The organism is Archangium sp. (assembly GCF_045802675.1).
Taxonomy (GTDB): Bacteria; Myxococcota; Myxococcia; order Myxococcales; family Myxococcaceae; genus Archangium.
Map to the genome: position 1 here is coordinate 154,334 of NZ_JBJMQO010000042.1, position 25,954 is coordinate 180,287.

The 25,954-nt window shown below is 71.4% G+C and carries 22 protein-coding genes; 5 read left to right on the forward strand and 17 right to left on the reverse strand.

Annotation, left to right across the window (positions count from 1 at the left end; genetic code table 11):
* Window positions 1–16 precede the first annotated feature (16 nt).
* Both ACJ8AN_RS12970 and ACJ8AN_RS12975 read left to right on the forward strand, forming a co-directional pair.
* Complete coding sequence (locus ACJ8AN_RS12970; protein WP_407755629.1) at window positions 17–1,666, forward strand: ATP-binding protein; 1,650 nt, start codon at window positions 17–19, stop codon at window positions 1,664–1,666.
* Window positions 1,667–1,900: 234 nt separating this feature from the next.
* Complete coding sequence (locus ACJ8AN_RS12975; RefSeq protein ID WP_407755630.1) at window positions 1,901–3,712, forward strand: ATP-binding protein; 1,812 nt, start codon at window positions 1,901–1,903, stop codon at window positions 3,710–3,712.
* An 18-nt stretch (window positions 3,713–3,730) separates the two neighbouring features.
* On the opposite strand, the gene ACJ8AN_RS12980 is transcribed toward ACJ8AN_RS12975, so the two are convergent.
* From ACJ8AN_RS12980 to ACJ8AN_RS12995, 4 genes are all read right to left on the reverse strand, one after another.
* Window positions 3,731–7,609, reverse strand: coding sequence for an SNF2-related protein (locus tag ACJ8AN_RS12980; RefSeq protein WP_407755631.1), 3,879 nt, complete (start codon window positions 7,607–7,609; stop codon window positions 3,731–3,733).
* A 78-nt stretch (window positions 7,610–7,687) separates the two neighbouring features.
* Complete coding sequence (locus tag ACJ8AN_RS12985) at window positions 7,688–9,265, reverse strand: TIM44-like domain-containing protein (RefSeq protein ID WP_407755632.1); 1,578 nt, start codon at window positions 9,263–9,265, stop codon at window positions 7,688–7,690.
* Between the two features lie 5 nt (window positions 9,266–9,270).
* Window positions 9,271–9,900: a TPM domain-containing protein gene (locus ACJ8AN_RS12990; protein ID WP_407755633.1), complete on the reverse strand. Its 630-nt coding sequence runs from the start codon at window positions 9,898–9,900 to the stop codon at window positions 9,271–9,273.
* A 78-nt stretch (window positions 9,901–9,978) separates the two neighbouring features.
* On the reverse strand, window positions 9,979–11,016 hold the full coding sequence (locus ACJ8AN_RS12995) for a tetratricopeptide repeat protein (protein WP_407755634.1): 1,038 nt from the start codon (window positions 11,014–11,016) through the stop codon (window positions 9,979–9,981).
* A 90-nt stretch (window positions 11,017–11,106) separates the two neighbouring features.
* Between ACJ8AN_RS12995 and ACJ8AN_RS13000 the strand changes: the two genes are divergently transcribed.
* Window positions 11,107–11,922, forward strand: a complete 816-nt coding sequence (locus tag ACJ8AN_RS13000; protein WP_407755635.1) for a GNAT family N-acetyltransferase — start codon at window positions 11,107–11,109, stop codon at window positions 11,920–11,922.
* A gap of 178 nt (window positions 11,923–12,100) precedes the next feature.
* On the opposite strand, the gene ACJ8AN_RS13005 is transcribed toward ACJ8AN_RS13000, so the two are convergent.
* The 12 genes from ACJ8AN_RS13005 to ACJ8AN_RS13060 all read right to left on the reverse strand — a co-directional run bounded on the left by ACJ8AN_RS13005 (window position 12,101) and on the right by ACJ8AN_RS13060 (window position 23,252).
* Window positions 12,101–12,757: a glutathione S-transferase family protein gene (locus ACJ8AN_RS13005; RefSeq protein WP_407755636.1), complete on the reverse strand. Its 657-nt coding sequence runs from the start codon at window positions 12,755–12,757 to the stop codon at window positions 12,101–12,103.
* A gap of 35 nt (window positions 12,758–12,792) precedes the next feature.
* A complete protein-coding gene (locus tag ACJ8AN_RS13010) occupies window positions 12,793–13,194 on the reverse strand; it encodes a hypothetical protein (RefSeq protein ID WP_407755637.1) in 402 nt (133 codons plus the stop codon).
* The gene (locus ACJ8AN_RS13015; protein ID WP_407755638.1) at window positions 13,191–14,108 is read right to left on the reverse strand and encodes a DMT family transporter; all 918 of its coding nucleotides are present in this window, start codon (window positions 14,106–14,108) and stop codon (window positions 13,191–13,193) included. The genes ACJ8AN_RS13010 and ACJ8AN_RS13015 overlap by 4 nt, the downstream gene beginning before the upstream one ends.
* A 41-nt stretch (window positions 14,109–14,149) precedes the next feature.
* A complete protein-coding gene (locus ACJ8AN_RS13020) occupies window positions 14,150–15,256 on the reverse strand; it encodes a hypothetical protein (RefSeq protein WP_407755639.1) in 1,107 nt (368 codons plus the stop codon).
* Window positions 15,257–15,272: 16 nt separating this feature from the next.
* Window positions 15,273–15,995: a YebC/PmpR family DNA-binding transcriptional regulator gene (locus ACJ8AN_RS13025; RefSeq protein WP_407755640.1), complete on the reverse strand. Its 723-nt coding sequence runs from the start codon at window positions 15,993–15,995 to the stop codon at window positions 15,273–15,275.
* A 39-nt stretch (window positions 15,996–16,034) separates the two neighbouring features.
* Entirely contained in the window at window positions 16,035–16,601 is a 567-nt protein-coding gene (locus ACJ8AN_RS13030) for a hypothetical protein (RefSeq protein WP_407755641.1), read from the reverse strand.
* Complete coding sequence (locus tag ACJ8AN_RS13035; RefSeq protein WP_407755642.1) at window positions 16,598–17,110, reverse strand: hypothetical protein; 513 nt, start codon at window positions 17,108–17,110, stop codon at window positions 16,598–16,600. Before ACJ8AN_RS13035 ends, ACJ8AN_RS13030 begins: the two co-directional genes overlap by 4 nt.
* Window positions 17,111–17,253: 143 nt before the next feature.
* Window positions 17,254–17,988, reverse strand: a complete 735-nt coding sequence (locus tag ACJ8AN_RS13040; RefSeq protein ID WP_407755643.1) for a hypothetical protein — start codon at window positions 17,986–17,988, stop codon at window positions 17,254–17,256.
* Between the two features lie 130 nt (window positions 17,989–18,118).
* Entirely contained in the window at window positions 18,119–18,874 is a 756-nt protein-coding gene (locus ACJ8AN_RS13045; RefSeq protein WP_407755644.1) for a class I SAM-dependent methyltransferase, read from the reverse strand.
* Window positions 18,875–18,895: 21 nt separating this feature from the next.
* Window positions 18,896–19,372, reverse strand: a complete 477-nt coding sequence (locus tag ACJ8AN_RS13050) for an SRPBCC family protein (RefSeq protein WP_407755645.1) — start codon at window positions 19,370–19,372, stop codon at window positions 18,896–18,898.
* A gap of 27 nt (window positions 19,373–19,399) precedes the next feature.
* Entirely contained in the window at window positions 19,400–20,641 is a 1,242-nt protein-coding gene (locus tag ACJ8AN_RS13055) for an ATP-binding protein (RefSeq protein WP_407755646.1), read from the reverse strand.
* Window positions 20,642–20,819: 178 nt separating this feature from the next.
* Window positions 20,820–23,252 carry an ATP-binding protein gene (locus ACJ8AN_RS13060; protein ID WP_407755647.1) on the reverse strand — a complete coding sequence of 811 codons (2,433 nt, stop codon included), beginning with the start codon at window positions 23,250–23,252 and terminating at the stop codon, window positions 20,820–20,822.
* Between the two features lie 190 nt (window positions 23,253–23,442).
* On the opposite strand from ACJ8AN_RS13060, the gene ACJ8AN_RS13065 reads away from it, so the two are divergent.
* Window positions 23,443–24,231, forward strand: a complete 789-nt coding sequence (locus ACJ8AN_RS13065) for an FKBP-type peptidyl-prolyl cis-trans isomerase (protein WP_407755648.1) — start codon at window positions 23,443–23,445, stop codon at window positions 24,229–24,231.
* A 187-nt stretch (window positions 24,232–24,418) separates the two neighbouring features.
* A complete protein-coding gene (locus tag ACJ8AN_RS13070; RefSeq protein WP_407755649.1) occupies window positions 24,419–25,261 on the forward strand; it encodes a dienelactone hydrolase family protein in 843 nt (280 codons plus the stop codon).
* A gap of 102 nt (window positions 25,262–25,363) precedes the next feature.
* On the opposite strand, the gene ACJ8AN_RS13075 is transcribed toward ACJ8AN_RS13070, so the two are convergent.
* The gene (locus tag ACJ8AN_RS13075) at window positions 25,364–25,939 is read right to left on the reverse strand and encodes a CAP domain-containing protein (RefSeq protein ID WP_407755650.1); all 576 of its coding nucleotides are present in this window, start codon (window positions 25,937–25,939) and stop codon (window positions 25,364–25,366) included.
* Window positions 25,940–25,954: the final 15 nt, after the last annotated feature.

The following is a 25,954-nucleotide window of genomic DNA, read 5'->3' on the forward strand; positions in this document are numbered from 1 at the left end:
CGCATGCGGGGTTGGGATGCAAATCAAACAGCGCATGCTTCCCCCAGGCCTTCTGCACGAAGAACAGCGGCTCCAGGCGCTCCAGCGCTACGGCATCCTCGATACGCCTCCCGAGTCCGAGTACGACGACCTCGTCCAACTGGCCGCGCGCATGTGTGGTGTCCCCATCGCGCTCATCAGCCTGGTGGACCGCGAGCGGCAGTGGTTCAAGGCCATCACCGGCCTGCCGGGGGTGAAGGAGACGGAGCGCTGCATCTCCTTCTGCACCTTCGCCATCGAGCAGGAGCAGGTCTTCGTCATCGAGGACGCCACGAAGGACGCGCGCTTCGCCGCCTGCCCGTTGGTGGCGGGAGCTCCCTACATCCGCTTCTACGCCGGGGTGCCCATCCAGTCCGAGGACGGCTTCAACCTGGGCACGCTGTGCGTCATTGATCGCGTGCCCCACGTGCTGAGCGAGGACCAGCGCCGCGGCCTGCTCGCGCTCAAGCGCCAGGTGGAGCTGCTGCTGCGGCTGCGGCTGCAGGTGAAGCAGACGCAGGAGCGCGACCGGCAGCTGATGGAGTCCTCCGGGGATGCCGTCTTCCTGCTCGACGACGCGGGGCGGGTGGTGGAGTCCAATCCGGTGGCCGCACGACTGCTGGAGCGCGAGCCCTCGGCGCTGCTCGGCACCTCCTTCGAGGAGCTGGCCCCCGAGTCCGAGCGCGAGCCGCTGCGCGAGGCGCTCCAGACGCTGCTCGCGCGCGGCTCGGTGCGCGTGGAGGTGGGGCTGCGGTCCGCGCGGGGCGAGCGCGTGGTGCTGGACCTCTCCGCCACGCTCCAGGAGGTGGGCTCCTCGCGGCGCCTGCTCGTCGTGGGGCATGACCTGACGGCGAAGCGGCGGCTGGAGCAGCAGAGCATCCAGAACGACCGGCTCGCGTCGGTGGGGGCGCTGGCGGCGGGCATCGCCCACGAAATCAACAACCCCATCGCCTATGTGCTCTCCAACCTGAGCTACCTGCAGGGGTGGCGCGACGACCTGGAGCGGCAGCTGGCCGCGCTGCCCGGCTTCCCGGCGCACCTGGCGGATGTGCTCGTCGAGGCCCAGGAGGTGCTCGCCGAGTCGCTGGATGGGTGCAAGCGCATCCGGGACATCGTGCGCGACATGCGCTACTTCTCGCACGCCCCGGACGAGTCGCTCGCGCCCGTGGACGTCAACGCGAGCCTGGACTTCGTGCTGCGCATGGCCCAGACGGAGCTCAAGCGCACGGCGAAGCTGGAGAAGGACTACGGGGTGGAGCTGCCGGCGGTGTTCGCCAGCGAGAGCCGGCTCAGCCAGGTGTTCCTCAACCTCGTCATCAACGCCCTCCAGGCGATGCAGCCCGGCGCGCCGCAGCGCCACACCCTGCGCGTGCGCACCTCGTCCGAGGACGGCTTCGTGCGCGTGGACGTCTCGGACACCGGCCACGGGATTGCTCCCGAGGTGCTGCCGCGCATCTTCGACCCGTTCTTCACCACCAAGCCCGCGGGCTCGGGCACGGGGCTGGGCCTGTCCATCAGCCACTCGCTGGTGCAGAAGATGGGCGGGGAGCTGCGCGTGCACAGCGAGCAGGGCCAGGGCACCACCTTCTCGCTGCTGCTGCCCATGGGCGAGCGCGCGCTCGAAGCGCCGGCGGCGCTGGCCTCCTGAGCCGCGCCCTTCACTCCCGGCATGGGAGGGGGCGCGGGCATCCGTACCCGCGGTGCGGGAAACGCACGGGGGTGGCTTTCTCGCCTCCACCCTGTTGGGGCATGGTCAGCGCCCATGGCGAGCATTTCCGATGGACGCGCTGACGCGTCCAGAGGTTCGTGGCAGCGGGAGCGGAGAGCCGCGAGCCGGACAGTCTGGGCGCGCATCCGGACGTGGCTGGACGCGTGTCTCTCGGTGCGCCTGCGCCGGGGGGACGCCATCGAGCTGAGCCGGGCCCGGTTGCTCGTGGGGGTGTGCGCGCTGCTGTTCGGGCTGGATGTGTTGTTCGTGGTGCTGGCGTGGTTCACCCCCCACGCGCGGAGCCTGAGCCTCGTGGGCGGGGTGTGCGTGGCGAGCTTCGTGGTCGCGCTGTCGCTGCTGCGCCGGGGCGCGTCGACGCGGCTGCCCTCACTGCTCGTGTGCTCCGTCATCTCGGGGGCGGACCTCGTCTGCACCTTCAGCCTGGGCTCGCTGGCCATGGCCACGCATGCGTTGGGCATGCTCATCCCAGTGACCTCGGTCTACCTGCTGGGGTGGCGCCTGGGGCTGTTCTTCTCCCTGATTTCCTCCTCGAACGCGCTCCTCTTCCATGTGCTCCATGCGGACCCGGACGCGAGCGGCAGCGGCTGGCTGTTGAGCGCTCTGGCCGCCATGTTCCAGCTATGCGGCTGGGCGGTGAGCGGGCTGTTCCTGGCCTCGCGCGCCGAGACGCACGCGGCGAGCCAGCGGGCACTGCGGACGCTGCGCGACAGCGAGAGCGAGCTGGTCAGCATCATCGAGAGCACGGATGACGTCGTGTGCTCGTTGGACCTGGAAGGCCGGCTGATCATCATCAACAAGGCGGCGCGGGCCTATTTCCTGCGGCGCTTCGGGAGGGAGCTGCCGCGAGGCGAGCTCATCTTCGGCCTGTCCCTTCCGGATCGGCAGGAGCGCTGGAGGGAGTGGATTGCCCGGGCCGGTGCGGGACAGCTCGTGCACGAGGAGATGGGCTTCCCCACGCATGACGGGGGCTACCTCACCATGGAGTTCATCGTCAGCCCCGTGCTGAGCGAGCAGGGGCGGGTGGTGAAGCTCACCGTCTTCGGGCGGGACATCTCGCAGCGCAAGGCGGCCGAGGCGCGGTTGAGCGAGCTGCACCGCGGCCTGGTGGATGCCTCGCGGCAGGCGGGCATGGCGGAGGTGGCCACGGGCGTGCTGCACAACGTGGGCAACACGCTCAACAGCGTGAACGTATCGGCGAGCCTGCTGGAGGAGCGGCTGCGGGGCCTGCGGATGGCCGGCCTGGAGAAGGCGGCGGAGCTGCTGCGCGAGCACGAGGCGGGCCTGGGCGCCTTCCTCGCCGAGGACCCGCGGGGCCGGACGCTCCCGGCCTACCTCCAGGCCGCCATCGCGCAGCTGGGGAAGGAGCGGGAGGGGATTCTCGAGGAGGTGCGGACGCTGCACGAGGGCGTGGAGCACATCCGCATGGTGGTGGCCATGCAGCAGCAGTACGCGAGCCACTCGGGGCTGGTGGAGCGGGTGTCCCTGCCCGAGGTCCTCGACGGCGCACTGCGCCTGCAATCCGTCTCGCTCGAGCGGCTGCACATCGAGGTGCGGCGCGAGTACGCCGACGTGCCTCCAGTCTGGGTGGACCGGCACCGGCTGTTGCAAATCCTGCTCAACCTGTTGAGCAACGCGCGCCACGCGATGCAGGACAGCGGCCGGGAGGACCCATGTCTCACCATCCGCGTGGAGCCGGGAGGGGAAGGGCGCCTGCGCATCTCCGTGAGCGACAACGGGGTGGGCGTGGCGCCGGAGCACCTCGCGCGCCTGTTCTCCCACGGCTTCACCACGAAGAAGGACGGGCACGGCTTCGGGCTGCACACCAGCGCTGTGGCGGCCGAGGAGCTGGGCGGCCTGCTCTCGTGCGCGAGCGCTGGCCTGGGCCAGGGCGCCACCTTCACCCTGGAGCTGCCGGTGCAGCGCGAGCGGGTGGGAGAGCGGGAGCGCGGCCGGGACACCGGGTGAGGGCTCGCGCGGCGGACGTCAGTGCACCGTGCGCGCTGGCGTGCCCTCGCCGTCGTCGGCTCCCTCGCGCGGAGACTCGCCCGCCGCGAGCAGCGCGAGCAGATCCTTCGTCGTGAGCCGCGCCGCCGCGTTGGTGCCCTCGAGCACCCCCGCCACCAGCGCGCGCTTGTCCGAGTGCAGCGAGAGCATCTGCTCCTCGATGGTTCCCCGCGCGATGAGCCGGTACACCGTCACCGGCCGGTTCTGGCCGATGCGGTGCGCCCGGTCCGTGGCCTGGTCCTCGACGGCCGGGTTCCACCACGGATCCAGGTGGATGACGTAGTCGGCCGCCGTGAGGTTGATGCCCGTGCCGCCGGCCTTGAGCGAGATGAGGAACACCTCGCCCGCGCCGTCCTGGAAGGCCTGGATGCGTTGGGCCCGGGCCCCCGCGGGCGTCGAGCCGTCGAGGTACTGGTACGTGAAGCCGGCCCGGTCCAATTCCTCGCGCACGAGCGCCAGGTGCGAGGTGAACTGGCTGAAGACGAGCGCCCGGTGGCCCTCGCTGCGCAGCTCCTCGAGCAGCTCCAGCACGCGCCGCATCTTGGAGGAGGTGACCTGGGACTCGGAGTCGTAGAGCCGCGGGTGCGAGGCCAGCAGGCGCAGCCGCGTCAGTGCCGCGAGCACCTGGAAGCGCTGCTGCTCGTCGCGCAGCCCCTTGCCCTGGGTACTGACCTCGGCGACCGCGGCCAGACGCGCGTCCTCGTACAGCGCCCACTCCTCCTCGGAGAGCGCGACGGGGACTTGAATCTCCGTGCGCGCGGGCAGCTCACGCGCCACCTCCTGCTTCGTGCGCCGCAGCAGGAAGGGACGCAGCACGCGGGCGAGCGCCGCGTTGGCCTCGGGGTCCTTGCCGCGCTCGATGGGGCCGGCGAAGCGCTCGCGGAACTGCTCCCAGCTTCCGAGCAGGCCCGGGAAGACGATGGCGTACAGGCTCCACAGCTCGCCGAGGTGGTTCTCCAGCGGCGTGCCCGAGAGGGCGATGCGGAAGTCCGCCTGGAGCTGCCGTGCCGCGCGCGCGCGCCGCGTGTTCGGATTCTTGAGCGCCTGGGCCTCGTCGACGACGAGCGTGGAGAAGCAGAGCGCCGCGAGGAGCGCCGCATCGCGCACGAGCAGCCCGTAGCTCACGATGAGCACGTCCTTCTTGTCGAGCTTCGCCAGGCACTTCGCCCGGTCCGCCTGCTCGGCGTAGAGCACCGGCCGGAGCCCTGGAGCGAAGCGCTCGAGCTCCTGCACCCAGTTGTAGGCCACCGACGTGGGCGCGAGCACGAGCGCCGGGCCGAGCCGCGCCCGGTCGAGGAGGAGGGCCATGGCCTGCACCGTCTTCCCCAGGCCCATGTCGTCGGCGAGGCAGGCGCCCGCGCCCCAGGCGGCCACGCGGCTGAGCCAGGCATGGCCCTCCACCTGGTAGTCCCGCAGCGTCGTCTTCAGCCCCGTGGGCGGCTTGGGCTTCAACGAGAGCGAGTGCGCCAGCCGCTGCGTGAGCAACCGCCACTCGGGGCCCGTCTTCACCTCGGCGCCCGCGTCGACGAGCGCGTTGATGGCCGGGACGGCTCCGGGGGAGAGCTCGACGCGGTTCTTGCCGATGAACGTGTGGTCCGACACCGCGAGCAGCCGCTGGCGCAGGGTGTCGCTGAGCTCCACCCACCGGTACGCATCCACGCGGACGAAGCGCTTCTGCCTGCGCGCGGCATCGAGCAGCACCGCGAGCTCCAGCCGCCCCGCTTCGACCTTCAGCTCTCCATTCACGCCGAACCAGTCCCGCTTGCGCTCGACCTGCACCTTCAGCGCTTCCGGGCCGACGGAGGAGGTGATGTGGGGCTTCTCGTCCAGCCACTCGACGTCGATGTCGCCGGGAGGATCGCGCAGCGCGGCCACGAGCCGCAGCGCCGCGTCCGTGTCCCCCATCCGGAAGCAGAAGGGCGGACCTTCCTCGGCGCCCTTGAGCGGGAGCTGGCCGAGCGCGGCGCGGGCCCGCTCGTTCTCCTGCAGCAGTTGCCGGCGCACGTAACCGCGCTCGCCCCCGCGCGAGAGGAGCACGTCCCTCGGGCCCACGCCGGGGTGGTACAGCGGCGCGCCTTCTCCCGGACGCACGAGCAGCTCCAGCTCCAGCGACACGTCGGGCAGCAGCCGCAGCCGGACGACGGTGCGCGTCTCCGTCTTCAGCTCGCGGCCCTTGAGGGTGTTGGGCACCACGAGGGGCAGGCGCGCCTCCAGCCGCGAGAGCCGCTCGAGCAGCTGCTCGTGGCTCTCCGGGGGGAAGCGGTCTCCGTGCTTCTCGAGCACGTTCCACAGCTGGCGCGCGTCCTCGTTCACGTCGATGAGGAGGCAGCGCCCGCGTTGCTCCTCGACGGTGAAGAGCGGCTCTCCCGGGGCGAACGCGCGGAGCAGGGTGCCCAGCAGCTTCGGGTTGAAGCGCTCGCCCTCCACCGAGGGCTCGAGGCGGATGTGGTCATCGGCCGGAAGGGCGGAGAAGCCGAGCCGCACGCGCTTCACCTCCAGCGGCTCCTCCGGGCGCAGCTCCAGCACGGCCCGGGGATGGCCCACGAGCGCGAGGAAGGCCCGCGACGGGTATGTCCCCGCGGCCCGTGAAGCAGGGGCCCACGAGGCGAGGTTCTCGGCGATGCGCAGGTCGGCCTCGGACAGCAGCTCCCGGTGTTCCTCGAGCAGCCGGGCCGCCGTCATCCGCGCGCCCGAGCTCATCGTCCCCCGGCGCGTCTGCTTCTTCACGAGCGGCGACACGGTGAGCGTCCCCAGCTCGTGCTCCATGCACCACCACACCTCGATGGTGGCGCGAGGCTTCGCGGCCTCGGTCTCGAAGAGCTCCAGTTCCTTCAGTGCACGGGCCCAGCTCGGACGGAGGAGCTCATCCGCGAGCGCACGGGCCTCGGTGGCGCGCCTGGCGTCATCGAGCAGCTCCAACGTCGTGTCGATCAACCCCAGCAGGTGCGTGCAGCCCCGTTGCCGGGCGCCGCAGCTGCACTCGGCCTGGCCCTCGCCACCGCCGGGGAAGGTGAGCCGCGCGGAGACGCTCACCGTGGAGTAGTCGGGGCCGCCGCGCACCACCCGGTCCCGCTCCTTCCACGTGAGCGCGAGGGCCTGGGCATCGAAGCCCCACGTGCCCGAGGCACGCCGCTCGCGGGAGCGCGGAGACGCCAGGGGGCGGAGGGTGCGCCGCACCTCGAGCAGGCGCGACCAGAGGGGAGCGAGCGCGGCGTCCGGATGGACCTCGCGGCGCGCGTTCTCCTCGGCGGACGCTTGCTGGACGGAGGTGGCCTCGGCCTTCAGGTAGTCCCAGGTGGCTTCGGTGAGCGCCGTCTCGAGTCCCCTGCCGCGAGCGCCCCCATGCCGCTGCGCGCCTTCCCGCGAGCCCACGTCCCGCAGGGCCAGTCCGTTGAGCGCGTAGCGAAGCCCGTTGCGCTGGGGCTCGTTGAGCGGCAGGTCCGGGAGGAGGACCTCGGCGGAGACGGAGAGCGCGTAGCGGACGTGATGGGCCTCCGCCCACTGCTCCAGGTCCTTGCGCAGGGAGAAGGGCCCTTCCCGCGAGCCCGTCCCGCCGGCCGGCTCCGGTGGCGTCTCCGGAACCACGCCGCGCTGGGCGAGGAACGAGAGGCCGAGCGCGACGGCGTGCTTGCAGACCTCCTCGCGGGCCGGGCACGTGCAGCGGGCGAGCAGCGAGCCGCGCGGAGCGGACACCCGGACGCGGTAGGGCTGCGTGCCCTCCACCAGCCCCTCGAGCTCGTCGTCGCGCAGCACGCACGAGCGCACCCGGCCCTCGCGCCAGTACGCCTCGCCCCGGGCGAAGGTGTTTCCAGCGGTGGCTCGGAGACTCTCGGCGGTGAGCAGCGTGGGCAGCGACACGGGCCGCGGACTCTAACCGCGAAGCCCCGGTGGACCCACTGCCGTCTCACCGGGGCAACACGCCTGCCCGCCTGCTGCTCATCCCTGGTAGGACTCGTCCTGCTCAATGCGGCTGAGCACCCAGTCGAAGTCGCCGGACGTCACCCGCGCCGAGCAGTGCGTGCACTGGCCCGCCATGTTGATGGACAGCGGCGCGCCGCACGACGGACAGCGCTTCTCCGTGCTCGGCTTTCCCCGGGCCGTCGAGCTGCGGATGAGCGTCCAGTACTCGGTGTAGCGGCGCTCGCGCCGCTGGCTGCCGCCCACCACCTTCCCGTCCGACTCGCGCAGCGTGAAGTCCAGGCCGGTGGCGAACACGCGCACGGTGAGGGCCACGAAGTACCGGTCCGACACCACCCGCGCCAGCTCCACCTGGGTGATGCGTGCGTTCTGCGTCACGTTGCGCAGCCCCGCCCGCTCGTACGCCCCCATCCAGTACAGCTGCGTCTGGAAGAGGCTGTCGCTCACGTACGGCCGCACCTGCTCCCACTGGCGCTCGGACCAGGCCACCTGCAGCTCCTGGAAGATGAACCCGAGCCGCGCCGTGAGCGCCTCCCAGGACATCTCCGGGTCCTGCTGCAACAGCCGCTGCATGCGCTCGTCCACCCGGGGCTGCTTCACGGTGGACAGGTTCGTGCCCTCCTCGGGCGTGTCGCCGCCGAGCTGCGGGCCACGGCTCTCCCGCTCCACCTCCGTCACCTCGTACACCACCCAGTCGAACTCGCCCGTGTTCACCGTCTTCTGGCAGTAGGAGCAGGTGTTGCCCTGCATGCCATCCAGCGGCGCGCCGCAGTTGGGGCACTTGAAGACGCGGGCGTTCTCCGGCGAGCGCGACTTCACCTGCGTGGAGCGCACCAGCAGCCACTCCTCCGCCACGTAGAAGCTCCGCGGGCCCGACGCGGACACCTCGGTGTAGTTGGCCTCGAAGCGCATCCGCACGCTGACGCGCAGGCTGCCCGAGGTGATGGCGCTCACCGAGAGGTACTTCATGGCGCCCACCACGATGGCCTCCACCCGCTGCGGCTCGCCCACGCCCCGCAGCGTCTGGAGCGCCTTCTCGGAGAGGTACGCGGCCATCGTCTCCAGCTGGCCCCCGCCGCGCGCCGTGTGCACCCGCGCGTACAGCGCGTAGAGGAAGTCCTCGAAGGGCACCAGCGAGAAGTCCGGATCGAACGGGACGGGCCTGCCGTCCGGGCCCGCCGGCCCCACCGTGCGCAGCCGCTCGAGCTTCTCCCGCTCCTGTGACCAGGGCCGCGGCTGCTCCCGCTGCTTCACCGTGCTCCAGTCCTGGGCCCGCGGCGGGTTCTTCTTGTTGGAGACGCTCGAGATGACGATGACGACGGCGAGGACGCCGAAGACGAGGCAGCAGAAGCCGCTGCCGTCACTCGAGCCCCCGCCGGACGAGCCGCTCGACGAGCCGCTGTACGAGCTGCTCGAGGAGCCGTAGCTCCGCGAGGAGCCGCTGCTGGAGTAGCTCCGCGAGGAGCCGCTGCTGGAGGAGCTCGAGCCGCGGTAGGTGTTGCCACCTCCGGGCCGGGCCAGGCCCTCCGGCGCGGCGAGGACGAGCGCCAGCAACAGCGGCGAGGTGAAGACGAGCCATTTGCCAAGGCGGTTCATGGTTCTCACGCGGCGTGGGGAGCGTCGGGAAGCTCGTTGATGTCATCGGCGGAGCGCGGCAGCACCCGCTCCAACGGAGGGGCCAGCAGGCGCAGCGCCTCGAAGAAGGGCTCGGGGGACTCGGAGGAGGCCACGGCGGCGGACAGCTTCGCCAGCGCCTGGGTCCACTCCTCGCCCATGGCCGCGGTGTCCACGCCGGTGTCCGCCACCACCTCCACGCGCCGCTCGAAGAGGGAGACGAAGACGAGGAGGCCGGTGCGCCCCGTGGTGCGCGACACCCCGAGCTCCACGAAGGCGGCGCGCGCGGCCGTGCGCACGCTCTCCTCCTGCAACTTGCGCGAGGTGAGCCGCCGGCGGAGTCCGGGCAGCCGGGGAGTCAGCACCGCCCCCAGGGCGAAGGAGATGACGAGGCCCACCGGGAAGATTTCCAGGTCGAACTCGGGGGGCAGGAAGAGCATGGCCAGCAGCGCCACGAGCGCCAGGCCGAAGCCCACGAGGTAGTCGGTGTGCCGGTAGTGGCCGGAGGTGCGGCGGACGGACACCACCACCTCGGCGGCGGTGCGGGCCTCGATGGCCTTCACCTCGTCAGCGGCCTTCGTCTTGGTGGCGTCTTCGAAGAATGCGCGAGCCCACATGGGTCATCTCCTGGGACGCGCAGCGTATGCGAGCCGGTGCCCGGGGCCCAATCCTTGCCCGGGCACCCGCACTCCGTGTCAGGGCGGGGGCGGCTTCGTGGAGGACATGGGCCGCAGCTCGCCCTGGAGGATGGCGAGCACCTGCTCCCGCGTCTCGTCGTAGGAGGGCTCGCCCTGGAAGAAGCCGTAGGTGTCGTGCGAGTTGTCCGGGTGGTAGCCGTCGAGGTGGAACAGGCGCGGGCCCTTCTCCTTCTTGCCGCCCTCCTTGGCGTCGTCCTCGCGGTTCAACGCGTTGACGAAGGCATACGAGCCCAGGGAGAGGACGAGCGAGGGCCGCTCCGCACCCGGCTTGAACACCTGGAACTCGTAGCGCCGGGCCCAGTCGCCCTCCAGCTCGAAGTTCTCCACCGCCATCACGTTCTGGCCGTCCACGCTGAACTGCTCGCGGACGAAGTACTCCTTGTCCACCTTGCCCGCCTGGCGCAGCAGCAGCAGGGACTCGCGCTCGGAGTCGCGCTCCGCCTTGTGCCCGAGCGCCTGGTGCATCTGCACCAGCTTCGCCCGCGTCTTCCAGTCCTCCGGCTCCAGCCCGGCGGCCTTCTGGAAGCACTCGAGCGCCTCGGCCGCCTCGCCGCGCAACTGGTGCAGCTGCCCGGCGTTGTAGTGCGCCAGCGTGAAGTCCGGCCTGGCCGCGCGTGCCTTCTCGTAGGCGGCCAGCGCCTCGTCGGCCCTTCCCTCGTCCAGGTGCAGCATGCCGAGCACGAAGAGCGCCTGCGCGTTGTCCGGCTCCAGCGCGAGCGTCTTGTCGATGGCCGCGCGCGCCTCGGCTGGCTTCTCCAGCTGGAGGTACAGCATGCCCAGCAGCTCCCAGTACCGGCTCTTCCCCGCGTCCAGCCCGGTGGCGCGCAGGGCCTCGGGCAGCGCCTCCGCGGCCTTGCCCTCACCGCCCAGGGAGAAGGCCCGCTGGTAGTGGGACGCGGCCTCGTCCAGCCGCGGTGCGTCGGAGGTCCGCGTCGGCTCGGGCGGCGGGGCGGTGACGCGGCCCGCGGTGCAGCCGGTGCTGGCCAGGAGGGCGAGGGCGGCGCACGGTCCCCCCAGGAGTCGGAGTCTTGGCATTGCCGAAGCATGAAGTGGCGGACGCATGGCTCGCAAGCACGCTCGACCCGCCGGGGCGCTTGCGAGCAGACTCGCCGCAGGAGGCCTCGCATGACAGCCGTGTCTCTTCCCGGGGTGGATCCTCGCGTGCTGGCCAGGCGCATCGAGAACGCCCAGGCGGAGCAGATCGACCGGACGCCCTTCCCCGCGCGGCAGGGGGTGCCCTCGCTGTACGTCGCGGGCGGGCGGGCCATCTTCCTCGGTGCGCGCTCGCCGTACTCGGTGGCGGTGGGCGTGGGGCTGGAGGGCATGGTGGGGCTGGCGGACCTGGACCGTATCGAGAGCTTGTTGGGCCGGGGCGGGGGCGCGGTCCGCATCGAGCTGAATCCCTTCTGCGAGCCCTCGCTCGCCGCGAAGCTGGGCGCGCGGGGCTACCGGGTGGAGCGTTTCCTCCAGGTGTGGTGGCGCACACCCTCGCCGCTGCCGCCGCCGATGCCGGGCATCGAGGTGCGGCCCATCCTCCCGGGCGAGGAGCGGCGCTGGGCGGAGCTCTTCTTCGTCGCGTACCTGGGGCGGCCCGCGGGCTCCGAGGCGGAGCTGTCCGGGGGGCTGGGCCTGGTGCATACCCGGGGCAACACGTGCTTCCTCGCGCTCCAGGAGGGCGAGCCCCGGGGCGTGGGCGTGGCGTCGGCGACGGAGGGCGTGGCGCTGCTGTCGGCGGACGGCGTGGCGCCGCCGTACCGGGGGCAGGGCCTGCAACTGGCGCTCATCCGCGCGCGGATGGCCTGGGCGGCCGAGCGGGGGTGCGATGTGGTGGCGTCCTCGACGGAGCCCCTCACGGCCTCGCAGCGCAGCTACGAGAAGGCCGGCTTCCACTGCGCCTACCCGAAGCTGGTGATGGTGCGGCCGCCGCTCGCCTCGTACTGAGTGTGCGGGGGCTCGCGCGGGAGCGCATCTCCCGGTCCCATTCGTTCCATGCGCGAAGCCCCATGCCCCGGTTTCGTTCAATCCTCGTTCCGGGGCCGTGCTCAGGCCGCCGCTGCCCTGGCCCCACGGACTGACCTCGTGAAGGAGACGTCAGTCCAGGGGCGGGCGGATGATGCCTTCACGCCTTTGGAGGCGCGTACTTCGCGAACGGCGCCAGCTGGTCGGCCAGTGCCTTCTGGAAGGCGGGCCGTGCCTCGCAGCGCTGGCGGTAGGCCTCGAGCGCCGGGCGCGCGGCGAGGAGGTCGGTGTTGCGCAGGATGCGGAGCACGCTCGACATGAGGAGGTCTCCGGCGGTGAACCGGTCCTCGAGCCACTCCCGGCCCTTCATCCACGTGGCGAGCTCATCGAGCCGCTTCTCGGCCAGCTGCAGCGCGCTCGGGCGGCGCAGCTTCGCCCACTCCTCGTTCGCGAAGAAGCTGTCGACGGCGACGAAGCTCCAGATGTGCGGCTCCATCGAGTTCAGGGCCGCGAACATCCACGTGATGGCGCGTGCCCGGGCGGCGGGCTCGCGCGGCATCAGCACCTCCGACTTCTCCGCGATGTGCAGCACGATGGCGCCGGATTCGAACAGGGTCAGGCCCTCCTCCTCGTAGACCGGCACCTGGCCGAAGGGCTGCTGGCGGCGATACTCCTCGGAGGCCTGGTCCTGGCCGAGTCCGATCAGCTTCTCCTGATAGCGAAGCCCCGCCTCCTCGAGCGCCCATCGCACCCGGAAATCCCTCACGAGCCCCTGTGCGAGCGGGGGCACCCAGCGAAACGCGGTCACGGTGATCATCGGCATCCTTTCAGGCGTGTTGTCACGCGCCAACTCTAGACGTCCCGGGTGAGGTACGTCAGCAACTCGTCCTCGTGCTTGGAGATCATCCGTTCAAAGCCATCGCTCCGGGCGTGACGTTGGATCTGCAGCAGCCCCACGGTGCTGCGCACGAGCACGCCGACCCTCCGGAAGCCGCCGGTCCAGCGAGGGCGGAGGCGCTCCATGGCGGCTTCGAACTGGGGATCGTTCCGGCCAGGACCGGCCCGGAGGTCGGCGAGCAGTCCGTACCGCGAGCGCCCCAGTGCATCCAGGGCGTCACCGAGCCGCGCGAAGACGCCGTCGAGCTCCTCGAGCGAGGCGAACGGTGTGCTGCTGCGAATGGTGCGGACGATGCCGATCTGCTCGTCGACGAGGACGGTGAAGTACGCGTCCTGGAAGATCTGCTTGTCTCTCATGACTGTAGCCACCGCCGGAACAAGGTTTCACCACTCACGAGCGTAATACCCAACAGCACCAGCACGGCGCCACCGACGAAGTTCAACGACAAGGGCTCATGGAGGATCAGCACTCCCATGGTCACGCCGAACAGCGGGGTCATGAAGGAGAAGACGGCCAGGTTCGACGCCAGATACCGGCGCAACAGCCAGAACCAGATGAGGTAGCTGACGAAGGAGACCACCACGCCCTGGAACAGCACGCTGGCCACCGCTCGCGGGGTGAGCTGGAAGTGGCTGACCTGTCCGTTCCCGATGGCGATCAGCAGCAGCAGCACGAAGGCGGCGGCGAGCTGGTAGAAGAGTGTCAGGCCCGGCGGTGCCTCGGACAGCTTCGAGGCTCGGATGACCACGGTGGTGGCACCCCAGGCCGCGCCCGCCAGGAGCCCCAGCGCATCGCCCAGCAACATCCGTGAATCCATCTGGGCCAGGGAGACGCCGCCTCCGAACGCCACCGCGATGCCGACGAAACACAGGCCGATTCCCAGCCACTGCATGCGGCGCAGGCGCTCGCTGGGCAGCAGCAGGTGCAGTCCCAGGGCGGAGAAGATGGGCGAGGTGTAGAGGAATACCGAGATGTGCCCGGCGGTGGTGCGCTCGAGGCCCAGGGCGATGAACAGGAACTCCAGGGAGAACAGCACACCGCACAGCAGGCCCGCGGGCCACGTGCCCTGACGCAGGCCCTCCCAGCCTCCGCGCCAGAACATCAGCAGGGCCACCAGCAGCGCGGCGATGCCCGAGCGCGTGGACGCCTGCATGATGGGTGCGATGTCCGCCGCCGCCAGTTTGATGGCCACCTGCTGCAGACCCCAGGTCATGCACAGGGCGATCATCACCTGGAAGCAAAACGCATCCGCACCGCGCCGCTCGCTCATGGCCCCCCACTAACCTGGAAACGCAGGCCCGTCCTCGTCTTTCAGGCCAGGGCCATCTCGAAGCCGGTGCGGCCCTCGGGGAAGTGCTCGCGCGCGAGGCTCGCCGGGGTCACCGCGTACAGGTGGAAGTCCAACCGCCGCTGGAAGAAGCCCTCCAGCGCGGGCGCCAGCGGATCTCCCTCGCCCTGGTACAGCGAGAAGAAGTGGTAGCCCTTGCCGTGGTGGTCCGCGTACACCCGCTCCACCAGCGCGCGCAGGATGGCCGGGTCCTCTGCGGCGATGCTCGTGTTGCACAGGTAGAAGTAGCGGAAGTCGGTGCCGGGCTCGGGCAGGCGCGGTGCGCGCAGCACCGTGGCCATCGCGTCGTAGCCCCACTTCACCCAGCGCATGGAGCCCCGGTACGCCATCACCCGGTAGCGCTTCACCGCGTCCGGGTCCCACACCGAGGTGCACCCCACCAGCTTCCCGCCGCTGTCGAAGGCCAGGTAGCAGCCCTCCACGCCCAGGCCCGGCCAGCGCTCCAGCCGGTGCTCCAATTCGCCGCTGTCGTAGCGGTAGCCGAAGGGGCGCGTGCGGTGGTCCGCGTCCAGCATCGCCGCCATGGCCGGTACGTCCGCGGGCGTGGCGCGCCGGACTTCGTAGCGGCCGGGCCTCGGCGTGCGGCGGCGGGTGAAGTGCACCGACACCGCCGAGAAACGCCGCAGCAGTGCGTAGTGCGGCTGGGCCTCGCGGTGCTTCTTGCGCTTCACCAGCGCCTGGAGGGCCGCGGCGTTGCTCGCCATCACCGCCGTGAGGAACACCTCCACGCCCAGCCGCTTCGCCGTCTCCTCCAGCACCGGCCCGTAGAAGCGCGCCAGGCCCCGGCTGCGCCTCGCCGAGAAGCGCGTGCGCAAGTCTCCCAGGTACCCCACGCGGCACGGCCGGCCCTCCAGCCAGCCGTCCCTCACCAGGATGGCGCCCATCCCGTCCAGCCCACCCTCCACCTCGTGCACCCAGAGCTCCGCGGCCCCGCGCTGCATGTCGTACAGGCCGAAGAAGTCCGGCGAGCGCTGCGTGGCCAGCACCAGCTCGCCCTGCATCGGCACCGCGCCGAACAGCTCCAGCACCCGGGGGTTGTCCTCGCGCGTGGCGGGCCGCAGCGGACTCATGGGTTGAAGCGCGGGCCTACGCCAGGTTGTGGAAGACGCGCTGCACGTCCTCGTCCTGCTCGAGCGCGTCCACCAGCTTGAGCACCTCGGTGGCCTTGTCCTCGGGCAGCTCCACGGGCGTCTGGGGGATGTACTCGGACTCGGCCGACAGCGGGTGGATGCCCCGCGACTCGAGGGCGTCGTTGAGCTGGCCAAAGTCGTTGAAGGCGCAGCGGATGATGAGCTGCTTCTCCCCCTTCTCGCCGGTGCCCTCGCCCATCTCCTGCAGGCCGTGGTCGATGAGCTCCAGTTCGAGCGCGTCCAGATCCAACCCCTCGGGGGCCAGACGGAAGACGCCCATGCGCTGGAACATGAAGGCCACGCTGCCGGTGTTGCCCATGTTGCCGCCCCAGTCCTTGAAGTGCATGCGGACGTTGGCGACGGTGCGCACCACGTTGTCGGTGGCCGTCTCCACCATCACCGCGATGCCGTGGGGGGCGTAACCCTCGTAGACCACCACCTCGTAGGCCTTGGCGTCCTGGCCGCTGGCGCGCTTGATGGCGGACTCGACCTTGTCCTTGGGCATGTTGGCGGCGCGGGCGTTCTGCAGCGCGCGGCGCAGGGTGGGGTTGTTCTCCGCGTGGGGGCCACCGGCCTTCACGGCGATGGCGATGTCCTTGCTGATCCGCGTGAACAACTTCGCCATCTTGTTCCAGCGGGCGAACATCGTGGCTTTACGGGTTTCGAAGATGCGTCCCATGGGAGCGGAGAATGGTCGAGCCCCCGGGGCTTTCTCAAGTCAATCCGTGCGGCCACTGCCCTCGCCCGGACGTCTGCCCGCCGCCTGCCGGGCGTCGTGCACCACGCCCTGGAGGCGCCCCGAGTCCGGGAAGAGCTTCTCGGCCAGCTCGGCCAGGCGCAGGGCCTTGTCCAGCGACGCCTGGGAGCCTTCGTGCACCCAGCCGCGCAGCAGCCCCGCCCACGCGTCCTCCAGCGTCTCCAGGGCGCTGGCCGCCCCCTCCTCGTACAGCCGCAGGGCCTCCTGGGGCGCGCCGCACAGGGTGTCCAGGAAGTACCCCAGCTCCACCACCGTGTTCGCCTCCCGCCCCGACACCTGCACCGCCTGCTCCAGCAGGGCCTGGATTTCCGCGAGGAACTGCTCGGGCTCCTTCCCCGGCTCGTCGGTGAGCTGGAGGAGCCGGCCCAACTCCAGCAGCGCCGGGGTGAAGGTGGGGCACTCGGCGAGCAGCTCGCGGTAGCGCCGCACCTGCTCCAGCCGCGTCTCCTCCGCGCCGCCGCCGCGCCGGGCCTCGCTCAGGCGTGCGAGCAGCTCCGCCACCTCCGGGTGCGAGGACGTCTTCGTCATGGCACCTTCTCCATCAACCGGTCCTGCTGCTCGATGAGCTTCTCGGCCAGCTTCAATTGCGCCTGCGTCGCCAGGGTGTAGTCCCGCTGCTCCAGCAGCTGCTTGATTTGGAAGAGGGAGAAGTCGCGCAGCTGCGAGGGGAAGTCCCGCACCCGCTGAAGCGTGGCCGGTATCTGCCCCAGCCTCGTGTTGAGCAGGGTGATGCGCTCGAGCATCCGCGCCGCCTGCTGCTGCTCGATGAGGCCCGCGGCGGTGGACTCGGCGATCAGCGCCTGGGCCTCGGCGAACTGCCCCTGGGCGATGAGCGCCCAGATGCGCAGCGACACCGTGCCGCCCTTGGTCCGCGTGCCCTCCTCGTACTCGGTGGCGCCACACGCGTCCTCGACACCCCGGACACATGCCAGGCCCAGCGAGGGACCCGGCTCCTCCCGCCGTGCCGCCTCCGAATGGCTACATCCGGCGGCGCCCAGCAGCGCCCAGGCTCCGAAAACGACCTTCCAGGCTCGCACGGTACACCCCCATTGTGGCAAAATAGGCTTAATCCTGATTTGGCCACAACTTCATGTCGGGTGTCAAGTTGTAACCCGACACGTTGGGTAACGCGAGAGGTAAGGAGACGGCACCCGTCCCCGGCCGTCACCCCACCCGGTGCTCAGAAGGCGTAGCCGATGGAGAAGGAGACCACGGGCAGCTTCACGTACTTCTCGAACGTCCGGTCCAGATAGCCCTCGGCAAGGCGTGAGAAGAGGGAGACGAGCACGGGGTTGCTCGGCTCGAACTGGGGCTCCACGTGGCTGTTGGAGTCCAGGGTGAAGGCCGCGCCCAGGGCGGTGCGCGCCGTCCAGCCCGAGCCCAGGCCCCAGCGCCAGCCGAGCTCCACGTCCAGCATGTGCAGCACCGAGCGCACGCGGTACACGCGATTCAGCACCTCCTCGCCCGTGGGCGGCGTGAGGTCCGTGAGCGACACGAGCACCTCCTCGGGGTTCGACTCGCCGCCGAGCGCCACCATCCCGTAGCCGCCCTCCACGTAGAAGCCCGCGCCCGGGAAGGGCCGCCAGCCCACGTGCGTGCGCCACACCAGCGAGTTCTTCAGCGAGTCCTCGATGAGGTCCGCGACCCTGCGCTCATAGGCGCCCATCCCCACCGCCACGTCGTTCGCCAGGCGCAGGTACGCGGGTGGCAGGTAGCCGAGCGATGTGGACAGGCGCAGCCGCCAGGGGGACTCGACGCCCAACCGCCCGCCCAGGGACAGCGGGAAGTCCGTGTTGGCCTCCACGGTGATGTCCCAGCCGTGGCGCTCCCGCTGCTCCCCGGCTGCCGCCTCCGCTCCCGCCAGCAGTCCCACGAGCAGCAGCAGCAGCACGCCCGTTCCCTTGCTTGCTTTCATCGTTCCTCCTCGCCGTGGCACCCGCTCGGCGCAGGTTGGGCACCGGGCGGGCGCCGGGCCATGAGACGGAAGGACATCCGGGGCCGGCCCGGTGGCACGGCGGCCGGGCAGGCGGCCCGCTACGGCTTCGCTACGGCCGGGCGAGGAGGACGATGTCCTCGTCCTGCTCCAGGCGGTACACCCCGTCCGCGGTGTGGCAGCGCTCGGCGTGCCGGCGAATCTTCTCCTCGAGCCCGCGTGCCTCGTCCGCGCTCAGGGCGGCGAGCTGCTCGGCGGTGTAGCAGTCCTCGAGCACGAAGAAGCGGCAGAGGGTGACCATCTCCTCGAGGGTGGCCGCGGAGAAGCCATTCACGACCGGGACGACCTCGTGCGGCAGCTGCTTCCGCTTCAACGTGTCGAGCAGCTGCGCGCTGGAGATGACCGTCTTCGTGAAGTCGCGGTGCAGCTCGTAGTTCTGCCCGCGCGCGGCACCGAGGACGATGAGGCAGTAGCCTCCGGGCTTCACCCGCGCGAGCAGCGTGTCGACGAAGCCACCCCAGTCCTCCAGGGGCACGTGGTACAGGACGTGCGAGCAGAGGACGACGTCATACCGCTCGGGCGAGTCGTAGCCCTCCAGGGTGGTGTGGACGATGCGGGCCCCCTCGAGCTGGAACGCGCCGAGCTGCTCCCGGTTCGGCTCGAGCAGCGTGATGGCGCCGAAGTGCGGGGCGAGCCGCCGGGTGACGGTGCCCGGCCCCGCGCCGACGTCGAGCAGCGAGGGGCGTGGGGGCAGCTTGGGAAGGACGTGCTGCTCGAACACCTGGCCGATGTTCTCGTGGTGCCGGCCCGTCATCGCGAGCAGGCGGAAGGCCGTGGCGTAGTCCTGGGGGGACATGGTGATGCGCATGCGGATTCCTCCTCGAGTCGTCTACGGCTGACGGCGCTCGACGTGCGCCTTCAGGCCGCCGCCGAGCAGCGTACGCCACCCCTCGCGCAGCCGGGGCACGGTGTGCTCGTCCACGCGGCCGAACACCGCCTCCTCCACCTTCACCACCGTCGTGTCGCCCTCGGCCCGCAGCGACAGCCGCGCCGTCGTCGTCGCCGGTCCGCCGAACGCCGGCGTGAGGTACCCCGCCAGCTCCAGCACCTCCGGCGGCTGCACCACCAGCACCGTGTACCAGAGCGCCCCCGCGTCGTTGCCCCAGTCCTCGTACACCCGGCCCCCGGGGCGCGCCTCGATGATGAAGCCCCTGGGCTCGCGGCCCACGTAGAAGTCCCGCGGCCACCACTGGCCCGCCTCGTCCACCAGCGCCCGCCACACCCGCTCGCGCGGCGCGCCCACCGTCACCTCCACCTCCGCCCGCGCCAGGCCCACCCCCATGCCTTCGCTTCCGCTCTGCGTCATGTGTGCTCCTCCCAATGCTCCCGGCGCTCAGGCGGCATGCCGCGGGCCGCCGTCTCCCTCGGGTGGCACGCACGGCAGCTCGACGGTGAAGGTGGAGCCCCGCCCCGGTGCGCTCTCCACGAGGATGCGCCCGCCCAGCGCCTCCACCACCTGGTGGGTGATGAAGAGGCCCAGCCCCAGGCCGCCGTAGTGCCGCTCGGACACGCCGCGCTCGAAGCGCTCGAAGATGCGCGCGCGCACGCCCTCGTCCATGCCGATGCCCTCGTCGCGCACCGTCAGCCGGGCCCACCCCGCGTCCTCCTCCACGCGCAGGGACACCGGGCAGCCGGCGCCGAACTTCAGGGCGTTGGTCAGCAGGTTCGTCACCACCTGCTCCAGCCGCAGCACGTCCCAGTGGCCCAGCACCCGGGCGGGGGCCTCCAGCTTCAGCGGGCAGTCCACGCGCGCCGCCTGCATCTCGAAGCCCGCCACCACGTCGCGCACGAGCGCCGCCAGGTTCACGTCCCGCTCGCGGCGCAGGGTGAGCTGGCCGCTGGTGATGCGCGTGACGTCCAGCAGGCTGTCCACCAGCGACGCCATCCGCCGCACCTGTCCCCGCGCCGCCTCCACGTGCTCGCGCAGGCGCCCGGGCTCCAGCACCGGCGCGCGCAACCCCTGCTCCATCAGTTGCAGGCGCAGGGCGAGCGGCGTGAGGGGCGTCTTCAGCTCGTGGCTGGCCACGGAGAGGAACTCGTCGCGCAGGCGCACCGCCTCGCGCAGCTCCACCACCAGCCGCTCCCGCTCCGCCTCCACGCGCTGGCGCTGGTCCTCCGCCAGCTCGCGCTCGCGCTCGAGCAGCTCGGCCTGCTGGCGCCGCAGGGCCTCGCGCTCGCGGTGCAGGTCCACGAAGACGCGCACCTTGGCGCGCAGCATGTCCGGCTCCACCGGCTTGCTCAGCCAGTCCACCGCCCCGCTCGCGTACGCGTGGGCCACCGAGCGCGCGTCGCGCGGCGTGCCCGTGAGGAAGATGAGCGGCACGTGCCGCTGCTCCGCCTCGTATTCGCGCAGGCGCCGGGCCGTCTCGAAGCCATCCAGCCCCGGCATCCGCACGTCCATCAGCACCAGCGCGAACTCCTCTCCCTCGAGGAACTCGAGCGCCTCCTCTCCGGAGCACGCCTTCACCAGGTGCAGCGCGAAGGGCTCCAGATGGCGTTCCAGCGCGTCGAGGTCCGCCGGGTGGTCATCCACCAGTAGAACGCTGGTGCGCTGTGCGTCGGCTGCTGGCGGCACGCTACCTCCCTCCGGGGGCCCTGGGTGGACCGGCGTATCAAACGAGGTCCGAAACGGCGAGAAGAGAAGATGTAACCCCTGGGCCAGGGGCCGGCCGGGGTCCGCTGGACTCGACGAAGGCGGGCCCGCCTGTCGTCCAACCAGCCAGCAGGGGCCTCGCCGCTCGGGAGCGCCCGGCTCAATGCAGGTCCCCGGCGGTGGGGGCGGGAGGGGGCAGCCGCGTCTCGGGCCCCGCCAGCGGCAGCGCGACGTGGAAGGTGGAGCCCTGGCCCCGGGTGCTCTCCGCGTCCACCGCTCCCCCCAGGGCCTCCACGAGCTGGCGCACGATGTACAGCCCCAGCCCGAAGCCCCCGTATTGCCGCACCGGCACCGCCCGCTCGAACTTGCCGAAGATGCGCCCCAGGTCCTCCGGCGGGATGCCGATGCCATGGTCCGTCACCTCCAGCAGCGCCATGGCCCCGCTGGAGCGCACCCGCACCTCCACCGGCGCCCCCGCTCCGTACTTCAACGCGTTGGACACCAGGTTCGTCACCACCTGCTCCAGCTTCGAGCGGTCCCACCGTCCCACCACCGGCCCCTCGCCCGCCAGCTCCAGGCGCGTGCCCGAGCGCTGCGCCTCCTCCTGGAAGCGCTCGAGCACCTCGCGCACCAGCTGCACCAGCTCCACCTCGCCCAGCTCCAGCCGCAGCCGCCCCTCGGCCACGCGCGACACGTCCAGCAGGTCATCCATCATCCGCGCCAGCTTCTGCAGTTGCCGCCGCGCCTTCTCCAGCCGCTCCACCGTCTCGGCGTCCTCGGGCCGCCCGCCCTGGCGCGCCCGTTTGAGCAGCACGTGCAGCTGCAGGTTGAGCGAGGTGAGGGGCGTCTTCAGCTCGTGGCTGGCCACGGAGAGGAACTCGTCGCGCAGGCGCACCGCGCGCTCCGCCTCGGCCCGCGCCTCCTCGGCCTCGGTGAAGAGCTGGGCCCGCCAGTGCGCCTCGCGCTCGCGCTGGGTGACGTCCGTGGCCAGCCCGAGGGTCCCCGACTGGCGCCCCTCCGGGTCCTTCAGGGGGACCCAGTGCGTCTCGTAGACGAGCCCGGTGCTCAGCGACTCCACCGCGTAGAACTCCTCTCCGGCGAGCGCCCGGCGCGCGTGGGCCAGGATGGTGGGCTCGCCCCGGTAGAGGTCGAACACGGACATGCCCACCACCTGCCCCGGCTTGAGCCCCAGCGCCTCCAGCCCCTGGCCCTCGGAGAGGGTGAAGAGGCCGTCGCGGTCCAGCGCGAAGAGCACCACGGGCGCGTGGGCGATGAGCGCGTGCAGCCGGGCATCGGCCTCATGGGGCCCCGTGGCCTCCTGCGGCTTCCAGTCGGAGAGGTCCAGCACGAACGTCATCACGCGCCCGTTGCCCAGGCTCGCCGAGCCCAGCAGCACCGGCGCCGCGCTGTCGTCCTTGCGCCGCAGCTCGCCCTCGAAGGAGTGCAGCACGCCGTCGGCGCGCAGCCGCCGCAGGGCGCTCTCGAGGGCCAGGCGCTGGCGCGGCGGGCTGAGCACCCTCCAGCTGAGGCGTCCCTCGCGCACGTCCTGGCGCGTGTAGCCCAGCATCCGCAGCAGGGTGGTGTTGGCGTCCAGCAGCCGGCCGTGGGCGTTGCTGATGAGCAGCCCCAGCAGGTCCGCGTCCCACAGGGCGCGCACCGCCGTGTCGCGGGTGAGCTCGCGCTCGGTGAGGCGGAGCCGGTCCAGGAAGCGCCCGAAGTGGTGGCCGAGCGAGCTGGCCACGGCCTCGTCCGGCTCTCGCTCCTCGCGGGGCGCGCGGCTGAAGAGCTCCACCACGCCGTACACCCGGCTCCCGCCCCCCAGCACCGGGAAGAAGAGCCCGCCATGCAGCCCCTGCCGCGCCGCCACGTCCGCGCGCAGGAAGCGCCCGTCCCGCGTCACATCCCGGCTCCAGACGGGCTCGCGGCGCACCCAGGCCTGGCCGGGCAGGCCCTCGGGCGGGGTGAGGGTGCGCCCCAGGGTGGTGCTGGCGAAGTCGCCCAGGCCGGGGGACGCCGTCCACAGGGTGAGGGGCATCAGCACCCCAGCCCCCGGCTCCAGCCGCCAGTAGGTGCCCAGCGTCCAGCCCTCCAGCTCCCCGCAGGCGCGCAGCACCGCGTAGGCCGCCTCCTCCTCGTCCGTGGCGTGGGAGAAGGCCTGGGTGAGCGCGGCGTCCAGCAGGTGCAGCCGGCGGAAGAGCCGCAGCTGCCGCTCCAGCTCCTGCTGCGCGTCCAGCGCGTGGAAGGAGAGGATGCACACGCCCTCGGCCTCCGCCCCGGGCCAGGGCGACAGCCGCACCTCCACCTCCCGCGGGCGGCCATCGCGCCGCAGGGCGCTCACCCGGTGGGGGGGGCGGGACAGGGGCCGGTGGGGCTCCCAGCCGCGGCCCGGGGGAGGGGCGGCCGGCCGCTCCGGGGTCAGCCCGGGTACTCCCCCGGGAATCACCTGGGAGAGCGGACGGCCCAGCAGCTCCAGCCGCGACCAGCCCAGCAATTCCTTCATCCCCGCGTTGGCATGGAGGATGCGGGCCGACCTGTCGAGGGCCAATAGTGGGTCTCCCAACGAGTCCAGGACCCGCCGCACGTCGATGTCCATGCCCCGAGTGCCTCCCTGCTCACCCCAGGTGCGGGTCCCTTCCCGGGAGGGGCGCGGCGGGCCCGCCCTCCCGGCGCCCCGGGCTCACCGGCGAAAGATAAGGACGCGCCGCTCCCCGAGGGGCCGACCCTTCTGTATAAGGGCGCCCGCACGGGCAGCGCTTGCTGCCCTGGTTAGAAAGGCAGGACACATGCGGAAGATCGTGATGCTGGCGGCGGCGCTCGCCGTGACGGGCTGCAACCAGGAGAAGGGCACCAAGCCGCAGACGGACGACCAGAAGGCGTTCTACGCGCTCGGCCTGAGCGTGGGGCGCAACCTCCAGGGCTTCGACATGACGCCCGAGGAGCTGGAGTACGTGAAGGCGGGCATGACGGCGCAGCTGACCAACCAGCAGCCCGCCGTGGACCTGCAGACGGAAGGGCCCAAGATTTCCGAGCTGGCGCGCACCCGCGCCACGGCCAAGGCCACCAAGGAGAAGGAGAAGTCCAAGACGTTCCTGGAGGAGGCCGCCAAGGAGCCGGGCGCCCAGCGCACCGAGTCCGGCCTCATCTACAAGCCGCTGCAGGAGGGCACTGGCGCGCAGCCGGCCGCCAGCGACATCGTGAAGGTGAACTACCGGGGCACGCTGCCGGACGGCAAGGAGTTCGACAGCTCGTACAAGCGCAATGAGCCCGCGCAGTTCCCCCTCAACGGCGTCATCAAGTGCTGGACCGAGGGCGTGCAGAAGATGAAGGTGGGCGGCAAGGCCAAGCTGGTGTGCCCGTCCGACCTGGCCTACGGCGACCGCGGCACGCCGGGCATCCCGGGCGGCTCGGCGCTGGTGTTCGAGGTGGAGCTGCTGGACGTGCAGAAGAACGAGCCGGCCCCGGCCCCCATGCCGATGCCGGGCCAGCCGGGCGGTCCCCAGGGGGCCCCGCAGGGCGCTCCCCAGGGTCAGCCGGGCAAGCCGGCCCCGCAGGGTCAGCCGGCCAAGAAGTAACCGGCCGCGCGGCGAGCGATGCGCCCACGGGCCATCGGGTGGCCTGCCCTTCGCGGGGCGGGCACCGGATGGCCCGTCGTCTTTCTCGCACCTGGGGGACTGTGCCCTGGCATGCGCGGGGCGGGCGCGCTACGCCAGGAGGGCTCCAGGGCCCACATGGACGCGGCCCGGAGGAGAGGAGCTGTCGATGAGCCCGAGGACGCTGTGGGGGTGTGGGGCGGTGCTGCTGTTCGCCCTGGGTGGCTGTGCGACGAAGCAGGGCGCGGGTGCGGACGCGCGGCACGGGGAGCTCGGCGGCCTGACGGAGAAGCAGTTCCAGGCGCTGCACGAGCTGAAGACGGAGGAGGCGCCGCCGCGCAAGGGGCAGATGGTGGAGATAGCGGGCGCGAGGGCCTACCTGAGCCTGCCGGAGCACGTGAAGGCGCCCGTGCCGGGGGTGATTGTCATCCACGAGTGGTGGGGGCTCAACGAGCACATCATGCACTGGGCGGACCGGCTGGCGGCCGAGGGCTACGCGGCGCTGGCGGTGGACCTGTACGGCGGCAAGGTGGCCACCACGCCCGAGGAGGCGATGGCCCTGATGAAGACGGTGGACCCGAAGCGCTCGGAGGAGATTCTCAAGGCGGCGAACGCGTTCCTGATGACGGCCAACCGGGTGCAGTCGACGCACACGGGGGTGGTGGGGTGGTGCTTCGGGGGCGGGTGGTCGCTCCGGGCGGGCATGGCCATTCCCGAGCTGAGCGCGGTGGTCATGTACTACGGGCGGCCGGTGACGGACACGCAGGCGCTCAAGTCCATCAAGGCGCCGGTGCTGGCCATCTTCGGCACGAAGGACGAGTCCATTCCGCAGGACGTGGTGGAGGAGTTCGACGAGGCGCTGTCGGACGCGGGGGTGGCGCACAAGATTCGCAAGTACGACGCGCCGCACGCCTTCGCGAACCCGTCGGCACCGGGGCGCTACAACGCCGAGGCCGCCGAGGCCGCGTGGGAGCAGGTGAGGACGTTCCTCGCCGAGCACCTGAAGAAGTGAGCCGGCGGCGGCTCCATTCGACTGCCGGGAGTCCCGGCGGACACCTCGCTGGGGAGCTCCCGGTGGAGGCTGCCCTTGCGGCAGCCGCCGAGGAAAGCGCTCTCAGTACGGCTTCTCTCCCACGTAGTTGCCCGGCGGCGAGTAATCACACACCCAGAGCTGCCACTTGGGGAACTCCGCGCCGAAGGGCGAGTTCTTCGTGCAGATGACCGTCGCGCAGCCCACCTGCGTCGAGTTGCGCCACACCACCTGCGTGTAATGCCCGCACACCTTGCCCGGCGCGCACTTGTTGCTCGTGTACGAGTAGTCGGACGCCTCGGACATCCAGTCCTGCACCACCTCCGCGTTCGTCTTCGAGCCCGGTGGCGCCGCGGCCGCGAGGTTCTCCCCGTACTTGCCCCGGTTCTTGTTGTGCTCGAATTTGCACTCGGCCGCGTACGCCTGCGCCACCCTGGCCGCTTCCGGTGACCAGGTGAGCGGTGGCAGCGCGGGCTTCGGCGTGGGCTTCGCGCTCGCCCGGGCCTTGTTGTGCGCGGCCACCAGTTCCGTGGCCAGGCTCGAGCCCGCGCCGGTGTCCGCGCCGCGCTTCGTCGCGGCCTCGCTGGCGCCGCAGCCGGCAACTCCCGCCGCCAGACAGGTCAGCGACAGGGCGAGCAGGCGGTACTGGGATGAAGTCATGGGGGTCTCCTGTGG